Raw genomic sequence first — 17,573 nt, forward strand, 5'->3', positions numbered from 1 at the left:
CTAATCCTCACTTGCTCTAGGGTCAAATGCATCACGCAAACCATCTCCAAAGAAGATAAATGTGAGTGAAAGCACAGACAATACTACTGCTGGAATAATCAATTGGAATGGATAGAATTGCAAGCTTGCAATCCCATCATTAATCAAAGTCCCCAAAGAAGACGTTGGCGGTTTAACCCCAAGGTTAATCGCTGATAAAACAGCCTCATACATAATCATACTTGGAATATCAAACATGATTTGGACAACAATAACCCCTGAAACGTTTGGCAACAAATGTTTTACTGCAATTTTCCAAGTAGATTGTCCTAAAGTTTTTGAGGCCAAGACGAAGTCACGCTCCTTATAGGAGAGAACCATGTTCCGTACCTGCCTGGCCATCCCGGTCCATGCAAATAGACCAATCGCAATAATAATTGATGAAATTCCTTGTCCCAAAAGTAGAGCAAGCATTGTTACTACAACTAAGTTAGGTACAGATTGGATGATTTCAATAATCCGTTGCATGACCATATCGACTTTTCCGCCCATCCAGCCGGAAATAATCCCATAGGTCACCCCGATTACTAAGTCAATCAAGGCGGCAGCAAGGGCAATAATCAATGAAATACGCAAACCAACAATTGTTCGTTTAGCTAATGAACGTCCATATTTATCAGTCCCGAAGACATATTTGTCTTTTTCTGGAACACCTTGTGATTTGTAAACATCTGTTCTTTCAGTAGAACCTGGTGCCTTAAATTCACCATTCCAAAATGGTAAATCACCTGAGAGTTTTGGTGGAAGATTTCCATAAACTTGTGATTTATTTGGATTAAAGTAATTTGCCTTTGATTGTGGTACAACAAATGCGGATATCACTGAGAAAGCCAATGTAATCGCAATAATCCACATGGCAACCAACGCTACTTTATTTTTCTTAAAACGACGCCAAGCATCTTGGAAAAAACTCAAGGCAGGTTTCGCAATTTTTTCTGTTGAATCTGAACCCTTTGAACCAACAAGGGTGAAGTCTTTATTTAAATTTTCCATTTCGACAAACCCTTTCTAGAGACGAACTCGTGGATCAACAATTGCAGTCAGAATATCTGTAACTAAGATAAATACCATCAAAATTACCGCATAGACAATTGTTGTTGCCATAATAACTGGGAAGTCTTTGGCTGGAATTGAATCAACAAATTGAGCCCCAATTCCAGGAATTGAAAAGATTTTTTCAATTAAGACTGATCCTGTCAACAATCCTGCGGCCATTGGACCAATCAAAGTCAACATTGGAATTAATGAATTACGCAACGCATGCTTGTTGACCACTTCTTTTTCAGATAAACCTTTAGCTCGAGCTAACAAAATGTAGTCTGAAGATAAAGACTCAATCATTTCAGAACGAACAAAACGGGTTACCACAGCCATTGGAGCAAAAGAAAGAGCGATTGTTGGCATAATTGTTTGTGAGAAGGTCCCCCAACCAGAAATTGGGAAAAGATTCAAATTAAATCCTAAGTAAAGAAGAATTAAGGTACCAATTACGAATGAAGGAACTGAGATACCAAGAACTGAGAGAAATCCAAAAACTCCATCAAGCAATCCATTTTTACGACGAGCGGAAGCTTTCCCCATCAAGGCTCCAAGAACAGTACCTAAAATAAGTGCTTGAGTTCCTAATTGCATTGATACTGGCAAACGTTGGGCAATCATCGTAATAACAGGTTGATTCGTATAAATGAACGAAGTACCAAAATTACCCGTGAACATGTGTCCTACATAGATAAAGTATTGTTGCCAAAGCGGTTTATCTAAACCATAGGCATGTTTTAAAATTTCCAGTTGATCTGGTGTTAGTTTGGGATTTGAGAAAGGTGTTCCGGGCATGACTTGCATCATAAAGAAAGTCAATGTCACAATCAGGAACAAAGTCAGAAGCAAAAGCCCCAAACGTTTAAGAATATATTTAACCATAAAAAATTTCCTAATCTAAGCAAAAGATAGGGTTGGCAATCTGCCAATCCTAACTTTCTTGCTCTAAAACTCTATTATTATTTGAGGTAAGCCGTTTTGAAGTCATAAGTCAAACCAGTTGAACCAAAACGTACATCTTTAAGGTTAGGGTTACGAAGGACTGGTGAAGTACGGAAGTAAAGCGGATTAATATTTGATTCTGCATAAAGTGCTTCTTCAGCCGCTTTATAGTCTGCATAATGTTTTTCAGGATCAAGGGCATCTGTCACTTCAGCAGCTTTAATTGCTTTATCATAAGTAACGTTATTGATTTTACCATTATTATTTGGTGAAGTTGATGTGAACAAATCAAGGAATGTTGATGGTTCAGCGTAGTCACCACCCCAAAGTGAGATGACCATATCAAAGTTACCAGTTGTTGAGTCATTTAAACGTTGTTTAAATGGTACTGATTTGATATTTAGAGTCAAACCTGGTAGTTTTTCTTCCCATGCTTGTTTAAGGAATGTTGCAGAGTCTTTGGCAGCTTGTGTGTCATCAGTTGTCAAAGTCAACGTAAGTTTAGTTTCGCCAATTTCTTTCAAACCTTTTTCCCAAGCGGCTTTAGCTGCTGTGGCATCATATTTGTAAGGTTGTTCAGCATATTTAGCGAAGTCTTCACCGGTATTTGTTTTAGCCATCCCTGCTGGTGTCAAACCAGTCGCTGGCGTAGAAGCCGGTGTTACTGTATCAACATATTGTTTACGGTCAGTTGCAAGATTGAAAGCTTCACGAATATCTTTATTCGCAAGGGCTTTATTTTTGCCTGATTGGTTATATTGAACGTATGAGGTAGTTGCTTCATTCAGAGAGACAACATTCTTATCTGTTTTATTTGCTTTGTAAAGGTCTGGATCACCAATACCTGTTTGGTCAATTTTACCTTGTTTGTAAAGGTTAAATGATGTTTTAACATCTTGAACAACTTGGAAGTCGATTTCTTTAGTTTTAACTGCGCTCTTATCCCAATAATCGTCATTCTTCACGATTGAGAATGTTTGGTTTGAACCGTTCCAACCTTTTGATTTTTCAAATTTATATGGTCCTGAGTAAACCATTTTTTCTGAAGATGTTCCGTATTGTTTCCCGTATTTTTCAACTACTTTTTGGTTGAGTGGGAAGTAAACAGAGTTAGCTGTCAAGAATTCAAAGTATGGTGTTGGTTGTGCAAGGGTAACAACGAATGTTTTGTCATCAGTTGCTTTAACACCAAGTGTTGATTTATCAGCTTTACCACCATTAATCTCGTTGGCGTTTTTAACTGGGCCAAGGAGGTATCCGTATTCTGAAGCAGTCGCTGGATCAACCGCACGTTGCCAAGAATAAACGAAGTCTTTAGCTGTCAAAGCATCACCGTTTGACCATTTCAAGCCATCACGAAGATGGAAAGTATATGTCAAGCCATCTTTTGATACATCAACTGATTTTGCCAATTCTGGCTGTGCTTTACCATCTTTGTCCACACGTGTCAAACCAGCATTGGTATTACCAATAATGATATTTGAATATGTATCTGTCGCGAGTGATGAATCCAATGTTTGAATAGGTGATGTCAAATTCCATTGAATGTCTTTTGATGATGACGATGAGCTAGAACCGCTATTGCCGCATGCTGCAAGCAAAGCTGCCGAACCAAGTGCAACTGTACCTAAGGTAACTTTTTTCCAAGTCTTCATGTAATTTCCCTCTTTCATGAATTGTGTCTGACTTCGCAATTTTTATTATTGTCAGAAAATTTATTATATTGGTATTATACTTAATTCAACCTGAATTGTAAAGTATAATGGTTATGTTTTCTGAAAATTAACATTTAATTTTTAAATAGCGGAAAATTTTCACAAACTTTTGAAAAAGATTTTTTTACTACACTTTTATTTAAAACCCTTTCATTTAATTGGGCTCTGACTGGTTCGTGTTTTATTTTTGCAGAAAGAATATTCAATAAAAGAGATAAATTTTCAGAAAATTTATCTTTTTGTATTTTTTATTTAACATAAGCCGATTTTAGGTCGTAAGCTAAACCGGTTGAATGAAATTCTAGGCCTGTAATTTTAGGATTCATTAAAGCTGGATTGGCTTGGAAATCAACTGGATTGATGTATGACCCTTGATAGAGGGCTGCTTCTGCCGCTTTGTAATGTTCATCTACTTTGGCTGGTTCAAGAACGTCTGGCGTTGTTGTTGCTGCTTTAAAGGCATCATCATAAGTTTTACTAGAAAATTTACCGTCATTATATGATTGGCCTGTCGTAAAGAGTTGCAAGAAAGTTGAAGGTTCAGCGTAATCTCCACCCCAACCTGAGAGAACCATATCAAAATTTCCATTTTGAGCGTCATTCAATCTTTGTTTGAATGGAACAAGTTTTAAATTGACAGTCAAGCCTGGTAGATTTTGTTGATAGGCTGTTTGTAAAAAGTTGGCTGTTGCTTCTGACGGTGCTAAATCACCAGCAGCTTCAAGGCTAAGACTGAGTTTGGTTAAACCAAGCTCTTTTAATCCTTTTTCCCAGAGGTCTTTTGCTTTTGTCGGGTCATAGCGATAATCTTGTTTTGCATAAGTTGCAAAATCTTCTCCTGTTGAGGTCTTGCTCATTCCCACTGGTGTAAAGCTTGTCGCAACGGTCGAACCTGGTAGGGCTGTTTTGACGACTCCTGCTCTGTTAGTTGCCAAATTTAAGGCTTCACGAATATTTTGATTAGCTAGTGCTTTTTGGGCGTCTGGACTTGAGGCATTTTTACCAGATTGATTGTATTCAATATAATCTGTCCGTGCTTGTTTAAAGACAGTATAACCTTTCGTCTTTTTATTGGCATTAATCAAATCAGTTGTTGAAAGGAGTGTAAAATCAAGTTTCCCTTGTTTATAAAGCTGTGCTCCTGTATTTGCATTTGAAATGACCTGGAAATCAATTTGTTTAGATTTGACTGCCGACTTATCATAGTAGTTTGGATTGGCATAAATTGAAAAGGTTTTATTGGTTCCTGTCCAACCTTTATCTGATTTGAACATGAATGGTCCATTATAAACGGTTTTATCTGAGGACGTTCCATATTGTTTGCCATATTTATCAACAACTTTTTGGTCAAGAGGGTAATAAACAGGTTCTGACAAGAGAAATTTAAAATATGGTGTTGGTTGTGCCAATGTGACTGTAAATTCTGTATCTGACTCGGCTTTAATTCCTAGACTATCGAGTGATGATTTACCAGAAATAATATCATTAGCCCCAGAAACTGCCCCCATCAAATAGGCATATTCTGAACCAGTTTTAGGGTCCACTGCTCTTTTCCATGAATAAACAAAATCTTTAGCAGTCAACTTGTCACCGTTTGACCATTTCAAATTATCTCTAAGAGTAACCGTGTAGGTCAAGCCGTCTTTTGAAACGTCAATTGATTTTGCAAGTGCTAAGGCAGCATTTCCTTTAGAGTCAACGCGTGTCAATCCTTCTTCCACATTTCCAGCAACATCATAAGAATACTGGTCAGTTAAAATTGTAGTATCAAGTGATGCCACATCTGTGGGAATTGAAAATTTGATGTTTTTTTGCTCACTTGTTTTTGTGCCACAGGCCACTAAAATAATTCCTGACAGGGCAATAAGGCTGGTGAGTCCAATAATTTTTCCTTGTTTCATCTGCTTTCTCCAAATCGTAAAGATACTATTGAATTTTCATATTATTCTGAAAATTAAATGTGGACTTATTATACTTTTTCAAAAATACATTATCAAGAATATTGTTGTATTTTTCTGATAATTTAATGAAAATAAAAAAATACTAACTTTCTGTCAGTATTTTTTATCATTATAATTTTTCAACAACCTCTGAAAGTTTCATGCTATTTGAACCTTTGAATAACACTTGGTCAGTTGGTTTCAAATCTGCTGACAGACTTTCTGTCAGTAAATCTAAATCTGTAAAATAGCTGACCGCTTTGTCAGTCGAAATTTCTGCCAAGTTTTTCATCATTTCACCATAAAGATAGACTTTATCAATTTTATTGAAATCAATAGATTTCAATATATCTTTATGGAGTTGGGCTGCACTGGGTCCAAGTTCTAACATATCAGCAAGAACTGCAATCTTTCGACCATTCTCATTTTTAGGAATGGCTTGGAAAGTTTCCAAAATCAAACGCATTGCTGTCGGATTGGCATTATAAACATCACTCAAAAGGTCTGCACCATTTTTTGCTTTTTTCCACTCTGTCCGATTTCTGGTCAGCTCTACTTCTTTCAAAGCTTTTTTAATTTCGGCTTCTGAAAGTCCATAATGTAAGCCAACAAAAGCAGCTAACATAGCATTCGTCGCGTTATATTTACCAGGAACTGGAATAGTAATTGATTCATCTAAAAAATTAGTTTCAAAAGTTAATTTTTCTTTGTGTTCGACTAATTTTGTAATAAATAAATCTTCACCGGGCAAACCAAAGCGAATAATTTTTTGATTGTCTGGGATAAAAGCATTAATAATTGGGTCAGCAGGGGCAATAAGCTCACCATGCAAACCAGCCGTAATCCCCATTTTCCCTTTAGCAATATTTTCGCGACTTCCCATATGTTCAAGATGTGCTTCACCAATTAAGGTAATGACAGCAAGTTCAGGCTTAGCAAGTTCTGATAAAAAATCAATATCACCAGGGTGATCCATTCCCATTTCCAAAACTAATTTTTCAGTATCGTCCGGCATATGTAAAATGGTGTAGGGTAAGCCGATTTCATTATTGTGATTTCCTTGTGTTTTGTATGTTTTAAATTTCTTAGACAAAACAGCAGCAATCATGTCTTTGGTTGTTGTTTTTCCATTTGAACCAGTCACCGCAATGACTGGAACTTTTGTCTTTTCAAGATAATATTTTGCTAATTTTTGGAAAGCAAGCAGATTATCGTCAACCAAGAGATGAGCTTGTTCGACTTCTTTTTCTGAAAAGCTGATTATTGCTCCATTATCAAAAGCGATTTCGATGAAATCATGACCATCTCGTGCCCCCTTAAGTGGCAAAAAGATATCCCCTTTTTCAATCAAACGGCTGTCAAATTCAATTTTATTGACTGACAAATCTGCCAGTTGCGACCAATCATTTTTTGCGCCAACGACTTGGGCGATTTCGTGAATTGTGAGTTTCATAGTGACTCCATTATAACACTTTTTACTGACAAAAAAATCTGTCAGCAATCGATTTACTGACAGATTTGTATTTTTTATAAAAGATGATTTTCACGTGTTTCAAAAGTTTCTTTAGCTAAATCAACTAACTTTTCAATTAAATCAGAATAAGATAAGCCCATATTTTCCCAAAGCAATGGATACATTGACCATTGTGTGAATCCTGGAATGGCATTAATTTCGTTGAGATAAACATTTCCATCCTTAGTCACAAAGAAATCGCAACGTGACAAGCCCGTCCCATTGACTGCCTTGTACGCTTTTATAGCATATTCTTGCATTTTTTGAGCTAAATCAGCAGGAACTTTTGCTGGAATGTCCATTTGAATTTTATTATCAATATATTTTGAGTTGTAATCATAAAACTCAACATCTTTCACAACTTCACCTGGGAGCGTTGCAGAAACGTCACTATTATTTCCCAAAACAGCACATTCGATTTCACGCGCATCCACACCTTGTTCAATGACAACACGGTTATCATATTTATAGGCTTCACTTAGCGCAGGTTGAAGGTCTGCTAAATCATCAACTTTTGAAATTCCAACACTAGAACCCATATTAGCAGGTTTAACAAAAACTGGAAATTCTAATTTTTCGACTACTTCTTGAGCAATTTCTCCTTGATTTTCATCAGCAAAAGCCGCAACATAAGGAACTTGGGGTACACCAACCGCTTCAAAAACGTGTTTTGCCAATAATTTATCCATTGTGCTTGACGCAGATAAAATATTTGGACCAACATATGCCAAACGTAAAATTTCTAAAAATCCTTGAATCGAGCCATCTTCACCCATTGGTCCATGTAAAACTGGGAATACAACGGCATCTTTTTCGTAAATTGCTGCTGGTGAAATCTTTGGATAAGATTCTGCCAAATTATTTGTCAGTAGTTTTTCTTCTTCAGCAGGTTTGTCAGTAAATTCTTGCGTTTTTATGAATTCACCACCCTTAGTGATAAAGTAAGTTTTTACAACAAAACGAGAATAATTAACAGCTCTCATCACCGATTCTGCTGATAAAACTGATACTTCTCGCTCAGCAGAACGACCACCATACAACAAAATTAATGTTTCTTTTGACATATTTCTTCCTTTTTTACTGACAGCTTTGTCAGACACTTCTTTTTACTGACAGCATGCGATATTTTTACAATACAATTCTGTCAGTAATTGTCTTTTTTATTTTACCACAGAAAAAATCAAATTTCCAACCGATTCTCTACCGCTTTTGATAAAGTAATTTCATCTGCGTATTCTATATCAGATCCTACAGCTAATCCACGAGCCAAGCGAGTCACTTTAATTCCTGCAGGCTTAATCATTCGAGCCAGATACATGGCGGTTGCTTCTCCGTCAGAAGTGGCATTAGTTGCGATAATCACTTCTTTAACCTCTGAATCCATTAATCTTGTAATCAATGTTTTAACATTAATTTCATCAGGAGAAATCCCATTCATTGGACTAATCGTACCATGCAAAACATGATAAAGTCCTCGATATTCCCGAATTTTTTCCATAGCAAGAACATCTTTAGATTCTTCAACGACCAATATAGTTGTTCGATCACGCGTTGGGTCGGTACAAATGGCGCAAGGATCACTTTCTGTTAAATTCCCACAAATCGAGCAAAAACTCAAATCCCGTTTTGCTGACAGAAGATTTTTTGCAAATTCATTGACATCTTGATCTTCCATGCCAATCGTATAAAAAGCCAATCGAGTCGCTGTTTTTTGACCAATCCCTGGTAATTTTGAAAACGACTCAATCAGGCGAGCAATAGGTTCAGGATAATACATATTTCACCAATTCTTCACTTGTAAATATTTTATTCAATTTATTAATTTTACTATAAAAGACTGAAAATGAAAAGGAAAGGTGATAGAATTCTCAATCACTTATAAATAAAAAGCCTCTCCTATCAGAGAGAACTTTTTTTAATTTTTACGAAAAGCCTCATTTGAATAATACAAATCAGTAATTCCCGTTACAATACTTTGGTTTGCTTTTGTTCCACTTGAAGCATTGCTTTCAGTATTATCTGGAAGTACAACCGCAATAGCAATTTCTGGATTGTCGGAAGGAGCAAAGGCCACTGCATTATTAGCTGTTACAATAACTTGACTACCATCTGCCAATACTTTTGTGCTTTCGGAAGTCCCTGTTTTACCAGAGATAGAAACCTTTGATGAATCCATTGAACGACCAGTAGTCAATCCACCAGCCCCATGAACAACAGCATACATCCCCTGATGAAGAACATCCATATTATCGGGAGTGATATTTACCTTATCCATGATTTTAGGAGTAATATTTTTGATAAGCGTGCCAGGTTGTCCGTCAGTTCCACCTTCATAAATTCCTTGGACAATGTGTGGTGACAAACGAGTTCCGTTATTTCCTAAAGTTGCCGCATAAACCGCCAACTGAAGCGGCGTATAGTTATCATACTGACCAAATGATTCATACAATACATTGACCCCAGAAGCCGCTTCGGATTTGGCTGAAGGGAGATATCCCGTTGATTCTCCAGGAATATCAAAACCAGTTGATGCCCCTAAACCATAAGAAGCAAAAGCCTTACGAAATTGTTCATAAACTTTTACTCGGTTACTATCATTGAGATATTGCCCCGCTGCAGTATAAGGAGCGCCTAACATTCTCATTGCCAATTGCATCATGTAAGTATTTGATGAATATTGCAAAGCTTCAACAGCTGTTAAAGCCATTGGCGAAGCGTCTCCCCACCAGTCATTGATAGGATTAGAACCTTTAAATTGAATAGACTGCGCCGTTAAAGTGTCATTTCCAGAAATTACACCAGCATTCCAAGCAGCAGTCAATGTTCCCATTTTGACAACAGACCCCGGTGTGAAGACACTTTGGAAAGTCCCTAAAGTATTTTCCGTAATTGTTCCTGTATTAGGATCTCGTTGATAGCCAGATAAAGCTAAGACTGCCCCCGTTTTAACATTTAACACAACAGCATAAGCCCCTCTATTATACTGACCATAGCCTTGGGCAATCAGTTGATCTAATTGTGTTTTAACAATATTATTAACCCCGTTTTGGAAATCTAGGTTAATAGTTAATTTTAAATCATCCCCACGTTTTCCTTTTTGGATTGTTTTTGTTCCAGAAACATCACCATTTTTGTCAAATTTAACCTTACTAATACTATGAGTTCCTTGAAGTTCACTTTCGTATCCCTTTTCAAGAAGCCCAGTTCCCACACGGTCATTACGTTGATAACCTTTTTTAAGATAGGCATCCAAATCCTCTGCTGGAATTCCTGATTTTTGTGAAGTAATAGTTCCCATAAGTGGTGTCAAAGAATTTTGAGCATATGAACGGTCCCAAGAAGTTCCAATTGTAATTCCTGGTAAATCGCCTTCTTGTTCGGCAATTGTCGCTTGTTGCTCTGCTGTAATACTTCCAGTAGCAATTTTAGTAGTGTTAAAAGTAGTGGTACTATTCATTTCTTTGAATAATTTTGCGGCAAAAGTTTGTTCTGCCGTAAAATTCAAGTCACTATCTTTAACTTTACTTAATTCGACATCATAAATTTGTGAACCACTTAAATCATTACCATGTTTATCTTTCTTTTCCTTTTCAGATAAACTATTAGCTATTTTTTCTAGATTTTTAGAATTAGCCAAGAAATAGTCTTTTTTATCACGCGTTGTCAAATCAGCAACATCAATGTTATTAGATAAAATAGTTGCTAACTTATTGGCTACCTGATACATTTCATCAGCAGTAGCATTTTGACTTCTTGTAAATTCAACAGCCTGTACCGCAACTGTAGATGCCAAAGCTTGTCCTGTTGCATCATAAATATTTCCGCGAGGCGCACCTTCAATAATTTGAACATCTCCGCCTGCACTAATTGATTTTTCGGCGTAGAAATGTGAATTCAATACCTGCATATTGAAGAGCTTTCCAATTAAAATCATAAACAAAACAAAGATAACAAAAAACAAGAGATTCACTCGTTTTGGAATTAATTTAGTTGGATCTTTTAAAATTTTTACTTCTTTATGTGATTTTTTAGACTTATCGGATTGCTTGCGCTTATCATTTTTTCTTTTATTATCTGACATTTCGACTCCAAGAATGAGTTTTATAAATAGTTTTTACATTCAAAATTTGTACTTAAACATTTTACCACATTTATGAAAACTTTTCCTTACAATTTTGATTCCTATCAATTTAATCAAATAAAAAAAGAAAACTCAAATACGTTTTCTTTTTTGTCATCTAAAATTTTAGTTTCTTATCAAATAATCAAAAGCACCTAGAGAAGCGGTTGCCCCAGTGCCCATTGAAATAATAATTTGCTTATAAACACTATCCGTACAATCTCCCGCTGCAAAAACACCAGGAAGATTTGTTGCTCCAACCTTATCAGTCAAAATTTCTCCACGTGCGGATAAGTCAATTGTTCCCTCCAACCACTGAGTATTCGGAACTAAACCAATTAATACAAAGACACCAGCAAGTTCCAAATGAACAGTTTCTTTAGAGCCGCGAACTTGATAATTCAAACCTCTAACCTTGTCATCTCCTAAAATCTCTTTTGTTTCTACATTGGTGAGGACAGTAACATTATTTAGGGTCGCAAGTTTTTCTTGTAAAATTTTGTCTGCCTTAAGTTCAGGTAAAAATTCAAGAACAGTAACATGTCTAACCAAACCAGCTAAATCAATAGCTGCTTCGATTCCTGAATTTCCGCCACCAATAACCGCTACATCTTTTCCTGCAAACAAAGGACCATCACAATGTGGACAGTAAGCGACTCCTTTGGTTTTAAATTCTTGCTCTCCTGGAATTCCCAAATCTCGCCAACGAGCGCCCGTTGAAATAATGACTGACTTACTTTTTAGAAGTGCCCCATTTTCAAGACTCACCTCAATCAAATCTTTTTTCTCTAGCTTAACTGCTTTTTGCAAGTTCATCAAATCGACAGGATATTTTTTCACATGTTCTTCGAGCTGACGACCAAGTTGAACCCCTTCAACATAAGGCGTTCCAATGAGGTTTTCAATTCCTAAAGTTTCTAGTGGTTGACCGCCAAAGCGTTCAGCGATTAAACCTGTCCGAATCCCTTTACGTGCAGCATAAATAGCTGCACTTGCACCAGCAGGACCGCCACCAACAACTAAAACATCATAAGGGTCTTTATCAAAAAAAGCTTCCGAACTCTCTGGACCAGTAATTTTTTCTAGTAATTCTTCAAGACTAGCTCGTCCATTATGAAATTCTTCACCATTTTTGAAAACAGTTGGAACCGCCATAATTCCTTTTGCTTCCACTTCTTCTTGAAACATTCCCCCCTCAATCATTGTGTGACTAATATTGGGGTTGAGAATACTCATTGTGTTTAATGCTTGGACAACATCTGGACAGTTATGACAAGTTAAACTCACATAAGTTTCAAAGTGAAGTGGATTTTGAATCGCTTGAATTCGCTCAACTAATTCTTGTTCAATCCGTGGAGGGCGTCCACTTACTTGGACAAGCGCCAAGACCAATGAATTCAACTCATGACCTAATGGTAGCCCTGAAAAAAGGACTCCAGAAACACCTTCTCTTTCAATAGAGAAAGCTGTTTTTCGATTGAGTTTTGCTGTTTCTTTTGAAATCATTTCGGACAAACTTGCAAGTTCATCTGTAAATTCTACTATTTTTTTCCCATTTTCGCTCTCTAAATCTGCATCAACTTTTAAAATAATTGGATTTTCCAACAAATCCATATAAGGCATCAACTGAGCACGAAGAGTTTCATCTAAAATCATATTAAACCTTTCTGTCATTAAGTTTCTAAAGACAAATAAAGTGAGCCAAGACTCACTTTTTTTATTCTATATTTTACCTACAAGGTCAATACCAACGTGAAGACTTGCTCCGTCCTCTTTCCACTTAGCGGGACAAACTTCCCCTGGATGATTACGCACATATTGAGCAGCTTTAATCTTATCGACCAATTGACTTGCATCACGTCCAATACCATCAGCCGTAATTTCAAGCGCTTGAATCACACCGTCTGGGTCAATAATAAATGTTCCACGTTGAGCCAATCCTGCTTCTTCATCAAGAACATCAAAAGCACGTGAAATTTTTTGTGAAGGGTCTGCAAGCATTGGATAAGTAATTTTTGAAATAGCATCACTATGTTCATGCCAAGCAGCATGGACAAAATGGGTGTCAGTTGAAGCTGAGTAAACTTCTACACCAAGCGATTTCAAGGTTGGATAAGTTTCTTCTAAATCTTCTAACTCTGTCGGACAAACAAATGAAAAGTCTGCTGGATAGAAACAAAGCACAGACCATTTTCCATAAAAGTCTTTATCGGAAACTTTAATAAATTTCCCACCAAGATAAGCATCTGTTGAAAATTCTTCTATTTTTTTACCTACTAATGACATAAGATTCTCCTTTTTCTTCTTTAAAGCTTTACTATTAAATTATCTCAAGAATAAAATGAAGAATCAATTAATTTGTTCAAAAACTTACAAACTATTGCATTGATTACAAAAAAACACTCTAAGTCCTAAATAGATGAGTATCTACTATAACTTAGAGTATTTTCATTCAAATATTATGCTTTTTTAGGAGCCAAGTAGTATTCGTTTTGAACGTTCAAGTTGTCATCAAATTCGAAAACAAGTGGTGGGAAGTTAGGGATTTCAACATCCATAATTTCGTCATCAGAAAGTTTTTTGATTTGTTTAACGAGTGCACGGATTGAGTTACCGTGAGCACCAACGAAGACATTTTTTCCTTCTTTCAAAGCTGGAGCGATTTGGTCTTCCCAGAATGGAAGAGCACGTTCCAAAGTAACTTTGAGGTTTTCAGCATCAGGAATCAATGAATCTTCAAGACCAGCGTAACGACGGTCTCCGTGAGCTGTATATTTATCATCATGATCCATTGCTGGTGGCAATACATCATATGAACGACGCCAGATGTGAACTTGTTCATCACCATGTTTTGCAGCAGCGTCAGCTTTGTTCAAACCTGTCAAACCACCGTAGTGACGTTCGTTCAAGCGCCATGATTTAACAACTGGTACCCAAAGTTGGTCTGAATATTCAAGAGCAAGGTTAGTTGTTTTGATAGCACGTTTCAATACTGAAGTGTAAGCAATATCAAATTCGATTCCAGCTTCTTTAATCAATTTACCAGCTTCAATCGCTTGTTTAGTTCCGTTTTCAGAAAGGTCAACGTCAGCCCAACCTGTGAAAAGGTTAGCAAGATTCCATTCAGATTCACCGTGACGTGCAAATACTAATTTTGGCATTTTGTGTATTCTCCGTTTATTTTTACTTGAACGAAATTTAGTTCGTTCATTTACAAAGTTAATTTTACTACATTTTTCCTTTTTTTTCTAGCTTTTATTTTCTGTAAGCCCTTTTATTTACTGACAGAAGCTTTGGCTAACCTAAAAACCATTTCTTCATTTCCATTTTTTAAAAATTACTCATGTAGTTCTATTGGTAAGTCATCTGGATCATAGAAAAAAAGCATTTTTCTGTCAGTAATTTCGTCCTGACGAATTTCCTCCACTTTGACTCCTTGACTTATTAAATAATTTCTATCTTCTTCAATATTTGTCGTTTTAATAGCTAAGTGGCGATAGCCTTTTGCTTCTGGATAAGTTAAGCGTTTAGGGGCATCAGATTTGATAAATAATTCAATTTCTGTTTCTTCATTCATCTTTAAATCAAGCTTGATATCTCCTTTTTCTGGACGATGATTTTCTCGAATGATTGAAAATCCTAAAATATCAACGTAGAACTGACGAGATTTTTCATAATCTGCGGCAATGATAGCGATGTGATGAATTTTATTGAAAGCTGGTTGGTACATCTTGCGGCTCCTCTTCTAAGTTCTCTTATTCTAAAATTTGAACTTCTTCACCCATACTTTTTAAAGTTTGGACATGACCTTCACCCCACGAGCAAAGAATATCTAATAAACCATTTAAAGTTTCACCATAAGGGCTTAGAGAATATTCAACCTTCGGTGGAACTTGATTATAAACCTTACGGACGATAATATTATCAATCTCTAATTCTCTTAATTGCTGAGTCAGCATTTTTTGACTGATTCCTGGAATTTGACGTCTCAATTCTCCTGGACGACTTGGATTATGTCTTAAATTACACAAAATAATTGGTTTCCATTTTCCACCAATAACATCCATTGTCGCTTCGACACCAATATTATAAATTTTTTTCAAAATTAATTTCCTTTCTAATCCCTTATTTTATCCAATTATTACTTTTTAGTATGTATGACACAAAAAAGTAGGTACTGTTCAAGAGGTTTTATTTATTATATACTAATTTTCTGCCAAAATAAAATATATGAGGAGCAAAAAATGAAACTTAATAATCAGATTGAAATTCCGGAACTTGGTTTGGGAGTTTTTCAAATTCCAAATGACGAAACCACTGATGTTGTCAAAAACGCAATTGTTAACGGATATCGTTTAATTGATACAGCTAAAATTTATGAAAATGAAGAAGGAACTGGTCAAGGAATTAAAGAAGGTTTGGCTATGACAGGACTTTCTCGTGATGATCTTTTCATCACTTCAAAACTTTGGGGAGATAATCATTCTTATGAAGAAACAGTTCAAAACTTTGAAGAAAGTTTGAAAAAACTGGATTTAGATTATCTAGATTTATATCTTATCCACTGGCCAGGCACACATTATGCTTACAAAGAAGCTTGGAAAGCAATGGAAGATTTATATAAAGCAGGCAAAATAAAAGCGATTGGTGTCAGTAACTTTCAAAAACCACATTTAGAAGAACTTCTTAGCTATGCTGAAATCACTCCCGTTTTAAATCAAATTGAACTCCATCCAAAATTATCACAAGAAGAACTTCGTAATTTCTTAGAACTTCATGATATCAAGGTTCAAGCTTGGTCACCTTTGATGCAAGGTCAATTATTAGACAATGAAGTCCTCAAAAAAATTGCTGATAAACATGGAAAATCTGTGGCTCAAATTATTCTTCGTTGGGATATTCAACAAGATATTTTAGTAAATGTAAAATCTATTAAAAGTGAACGAATGATAGCTAATCGTCAAATTTTTGATTTTTCACTTGACTCTGAAGATATGAAAGCTATCAACTCACTCAATGAAGAACTTCGTGTCGGTCCAGATCCAGAACATTTTAATTTTTAAGAAAGAAGCATAATGAAAAAAATATCTCCCAGTCTCACTCTTCTAGCTCTAGCAATTAATGCTTTTGCTATCGGCTCAACCGAATTTATCAGTGTTGGTTTAATGCCAATGATTGTCAACACCTTTAATATTAGTTTATCTCAAGCGGGTTTAACCGTTTCTCTTTATGCTTTAGGGGTAACGGTTGGTGCTCCCTTATTAACTATTCTTACAGGAACTTGGAATCGAAAAACTTTGATGGTTTCGATTATGGGTCTCTTTATTCTTGGTAATTTACTGTCAGCTTTCGCTCCAACTTTTCTTTTACTTTTAGTAGGACGGGTTCTTGCCTCACTTGCTCATGGTATTTTCATGTCAATTTCCACAGTCATTGCCGCTGATGTTGTTCGACTTGAGAAAAGGGCCTCAGCAATCGCCCTCATGTTTACAGGATTAACCGTTGCTACTGTCATTGGTGTTCCTTTAGGGACTTTCATTGGTCAGCACTCTAACTGGCATATGTCATTTGTTTTCATTGTTGTTATTGGCTTAATTGGACTGATTGCTACTAGTATCCTTGTTCCAAAAGGGCTTCCAATTCCCGGAAAAATTAATTTAAGTGGGCTTGCTAGAATTTTTACTAATAAATCAATTTTAATGTCTCTTTTTATCACCGCTTTTGGTTATGGAGGAACTTTCGCGGCTTATACTTATCTTACACCAATCCTTGAAGGAACTTTTAGATTTTCAGCAAGTACAGTAGTGATTATTCTGGTTGCTTATGGTGTGATGGTTGCCATTGGTAATTCACTAGGTGGACATCTAGCAAATAAAAATATCCTACCTGCCCTTCAAAAAATGTTTGCGGCTTTAGCTTTGAGTTTACTTTTTCTTTTTATCAGTGCAAGTTTAGCTTCGCAAGCTTTGGGATTGATTGCAACTTTACTTTTGGGCTTGTTTGCCTTTATGAATGTCCCTGGTTTACAACTATACGTTGTTCAATTGGCAGAGAAATTTACGCCAAAAGATATTACTCTAGTTTCAGCTTTTAACATCGCAGCTTTCAATGTCGGAATTACTTTAGGCTCATTTGTTGGAGGACAAATTTCTAAAGGCTCAAGTGTTGTCTTTACTCCACTTGGGGGAATCATTATCATTCTCCTTGCAATGTTCCTCATTCGTTTGGCTCAAAAAGACCACGCAAGTAAATTATAATAAGTTATA

Annotated in this window: 15 protein-coding genes; 2 read left to right on the forward strand and 13 right to left on the reverse strand. The window is 36.2% G+C overall.

The genetic code is table 11. From position 1 onward, the window contains the following. The 13 genes from IAE52_RS03080 to IAE52_RS03140 form a co-directional block, all read right to left on the reverse strand. The gene (locus IAE52_RS03080) at window positions 1-1,032 is read right to left on the reverse strand and encodes an ABC transporter permease (RefSeq protein ID WP_012897196.1); all 1,032 of its coding nucleotides are present in this window, start codon (window positions 1,030-1,032) and stop codon (window positions 1-3) included. Window positions 1,033-1,047: 15 nt separating this feature from the next. Then, complete coding sequence (locus IAE52_RS03085; protein ID WP_058204071.1) at window positions 1,048-1,959, reverse strand: ABC transporter permease; 912 nt, start codon at window positions 1,957-1,959, stop codon at window positions 1,048-1,050. A gap of 77 nt (window positions 1,960-2,036) precedes the next feature. Continuing rightward, window positions 2,037-3,674, reverse strand: a complete 1,638-nt coding sequence (locus tag IAE52_RS03090; protein ID WP_200136665.1) for a peptide ABC transporter substrate-binding protein — start codon at window positions 3,672-3,674, stop codon at window positions 2,037-2,039. Window positions 3,675-3,982: 308 nt separating this feature from the next. Beyond that, window positions 3,983-5,635 carry a peptide ABC transporter substrate-binding protein gene (locus IAE52_RS03095; protein WP_033900438.1) on the reverse strand — a complete coding sequence of 551 codons (1,653 nt, stop codon included), beginning with the start codon at window positions 5,633-5,635 and terminating at the stop codon, window positions 3,983-3,985. Between the two features lie 169 nt (window positions 5,636-5,804). Then, a complete protein-coding gene (gene murF / locus IAE52_RS03100) occupies window positions 5,805-7,127 on the reverse strand; it encodes a UDP-N-acetylmuramoyl-tripeptide--D-alanyl-D-alanine ligase (RefSeq protein WP_010905294.1) in 1,323 nt (440 codons plus the stop codon). A 74-nt stretch (window positions 7,128-7,201) separates the two neighbouring features. Next, entirely contained in the window at window positions 7,202-8,251 is a 1,050-nt protein-coding gene (locus IAE52_RS03105; protein WP_109990645.1) for a D-alanine--D-alanine ligase, read from the reverse strand. Between the two features lie 116 nt (window positions 8,252-8,367). Next, the gene (recR, locus tag IAE52_RS03110; RefSeq protein WP_003131648.1) at window positions 8,368-8,964 is read right to left on the reverse strand and encodes a recombination mediator RecR; all 597 of its coding nucleotides are present in this window, start codon (window positions 8,962-8,964) and stop codon (window positions 8,368-8,370) included. Window positions 8,965-9,102: 138 nt separating this feature from the next. Continuing rightward, window positions 9,103-11,268, reverse strand: a complete 2,166-nt coding sequence (locus IAE52_RS03115; RefSeq protein WP_109990644.1) for a penicillin-binding transpeptidase domain-containing protein — start codon at window positions 11,266-11,268, stop codon at window positions 9,103-9,105. A 165-nt stretch (window positions 11,269-11,433) separates the two neighbouring features. After that, the gene (gene ahpF, locus IAE52_RS03120) at window positions 11,434-12,963 is read right to left on the reverse strand and encodes an alkyl hydroperoxide reductase subunit F (protein WP_010905291.1); all 1,530 of its coding nucleotides are present in this window, start codon (window positions 12,961-12,963) and stop codon (window positions 11,434-11,436) included. Between the two features lie 66 nt (window positions 12,964-13,029). Then, complete coding sequence (gene ahpC / locus IAE52_RS03125; protein WP_003131651.1) at window positions 13,030-13,593, reverse strand: alkyl hydroperoxide reductase subunit C; 564 nt, start codon at window positions 13,591-13,593, stop codon at window positions 13,030-13,032. A gap of 173 nt (window positions 13,594-13,766) precedes the next feature. Further along, a complete protein-coding gene (locus IAE52_RS03130) occupies window positions 13,767-14,468 on the reverse strand; it encodes a phosphoglycerate mutase (protein WP_003131652.1) in 702 nt (233 codons plus the stop codon). A 176-nt stretch (window positions 14,469-14,644) separates the two neighbouring features. Beyond that, entirely contained in the window at window positions 14,645-15,037 is a 393-nt protein-coding gene (locus IAE52_RS03135) for a VOC family protein (RefSeq protein WP_003131653.1), read from the reverse strand. 25 nt (window positions 15,038-15,062) lie between these two features. After that, window positions 15,063-15,410 (reverse strand): helix-turn-helix domain-containing protein, encoded by a 348-nt coding sequence (locus tag IAE52_RS03140; RefSeq protein WP_003131654.1) that lies wholly within the window; start codon window positions 15,408-15,410, stop codon window positions 15,063-15,065. 141 nt (window positions 15,411-15,551) lie between these two features. On the opposite strand from IAE52_RS03140, the gene IAE52_RS03145 reads away from it, so the two are divergent. Together IAE52_RS03145 and IAE52_RS03150 are read left to right on the forward strand one after the other, a co-directional pair. Then, window positions 15,552-16,370 carry an aldo/keto reductase gene (locus tag IAE52_RS03145; RefSeq protein WP_109990643.1) on the forward strand — a complete coding sequence of 273 codons (819 nt, stop codon included), beginning with the start codon at window positions 15,552-15,554 and terminating at the stop codon, window positions 16,368-16,370. A 12-nt stretch (window positions 16,371-16,382) separates the two neighbouring features. Further along, a complete protein-coding gene (locus IAE52_RS03150) occupies window positions 16,383-17,564 on the forward strand; it encodes an MFS transporter (protein ID WP_109990642.1) in 1,182 nt (393 codons plus the stop codon). Window positions 17,565-17,573: the final 9 nt, after the last annotated feature.

Origin of the sequence: Lactococcus sp. S47, from assembly GCF_016517475.1 — a bacterium.
Lineage (GTDB): Bacteria > Bacillota > Bacilli > Lactobacillales > Streptococcaceae > Lactococcus > Lactococcus lactis.

Bases quoted from the DNA above. Each gene is read 5' to 3' on its own strand.
- IAE52_RS03080 (WP_012897196.1), bottom strand. From the start codon at position 1,032: ATGGAAAATTTAAATAAAGACTTCACCCTTGTTGGTTCAAAGGGTTCA.
- IAE52_RS03085 (WP_058204071.1), bottom strand. From the start codon at position 1,959: ATGGTTAAATATATTCTTAAACGTTTGGGGCTTTTGCTTCTGACTTTG.
- IAE52_RS03090 (WP_200136665.1), bottom strand. From the start codon at position 3,674: ATGAAGACTTGGAAAAAAGTTACCTTAGGTACAGTTGCACTTGGTTCG.
- IAE52_RS03095 (WP_033900438.1), bottom strand. From the start codon at position 5,635: ATGAAACAAGGAAAAATTATTGGACTCACCAGCCTTATTGCCCTGTCA.
- murF (WP_010905294.1), bottom strand. From the start codon at position 7,127: ATGAAACTCACAATTCACGAAATCGCCCAAGTCGTTGGCGCAAAAAAT.
- IAE52_RS03105 (WP_109990645.1), bottom strand. From the start codon at position 8,251: ATGTCAAAAGAAACATTAATTTTGTTGTATGGTGGTCGTTCTGCTGAG.
- recR (WP_003131648.1), bottom strand. From the start codon at position 8,964: ATGTATTATCCTGAACCTATTGCTCGCCTGATTGAGTCGTTTTCAAAA.
- IAE52_RS03115 (WP_109990644.1), bottom strand. From the start codon at position 11,268: ATGTCAGATAATAAAAGAAAAAATGATAAGCGCAAGCAATCCGATAAG.
- ahpF (WP_010905291.1), bottom strand. From the start codon at position 12,963: ATGATTTTAGATGAAACTCTTCGTGCTCAGTTGATGCCTTATATGGAT.
- ahpC (WP_003131651.1), bottom strand. From the start codon at position 13,593: ATGTCATTAGTAGGTAAAAAAATAGAAGAATTTTCAACAGATGCTTAT.
- IAE52_RS03130 (WP_003131652.1), bottom strand. From the start codon at position 14,468: ATGCCAAAATTAGTATTTGCACGTCACGGTGAATCTGAATGGAATCTT.
- IAE52_RS03135 (WP_003131653.1), bottom strand. From the start codon at position 15,037: ATGTACCAACCAGCTTTCAATAAAATTCATCACATCGCTATCATTGCC.
- IAE52_RS03145 (WP_109990643.1), top strand. From the start codon at position 15,552: ATGAAACTTAATAATCAGATTGAAATTCCGGAACTTGGTTTGGGAGTT.
- IAE52_RS03150 (WP_109990642.1), top strand. From the start codon at position 16,383: ATGAAAAAAATATCTCCCAGTCTCACTCTTCTAGCTCTAGCAATTAAT.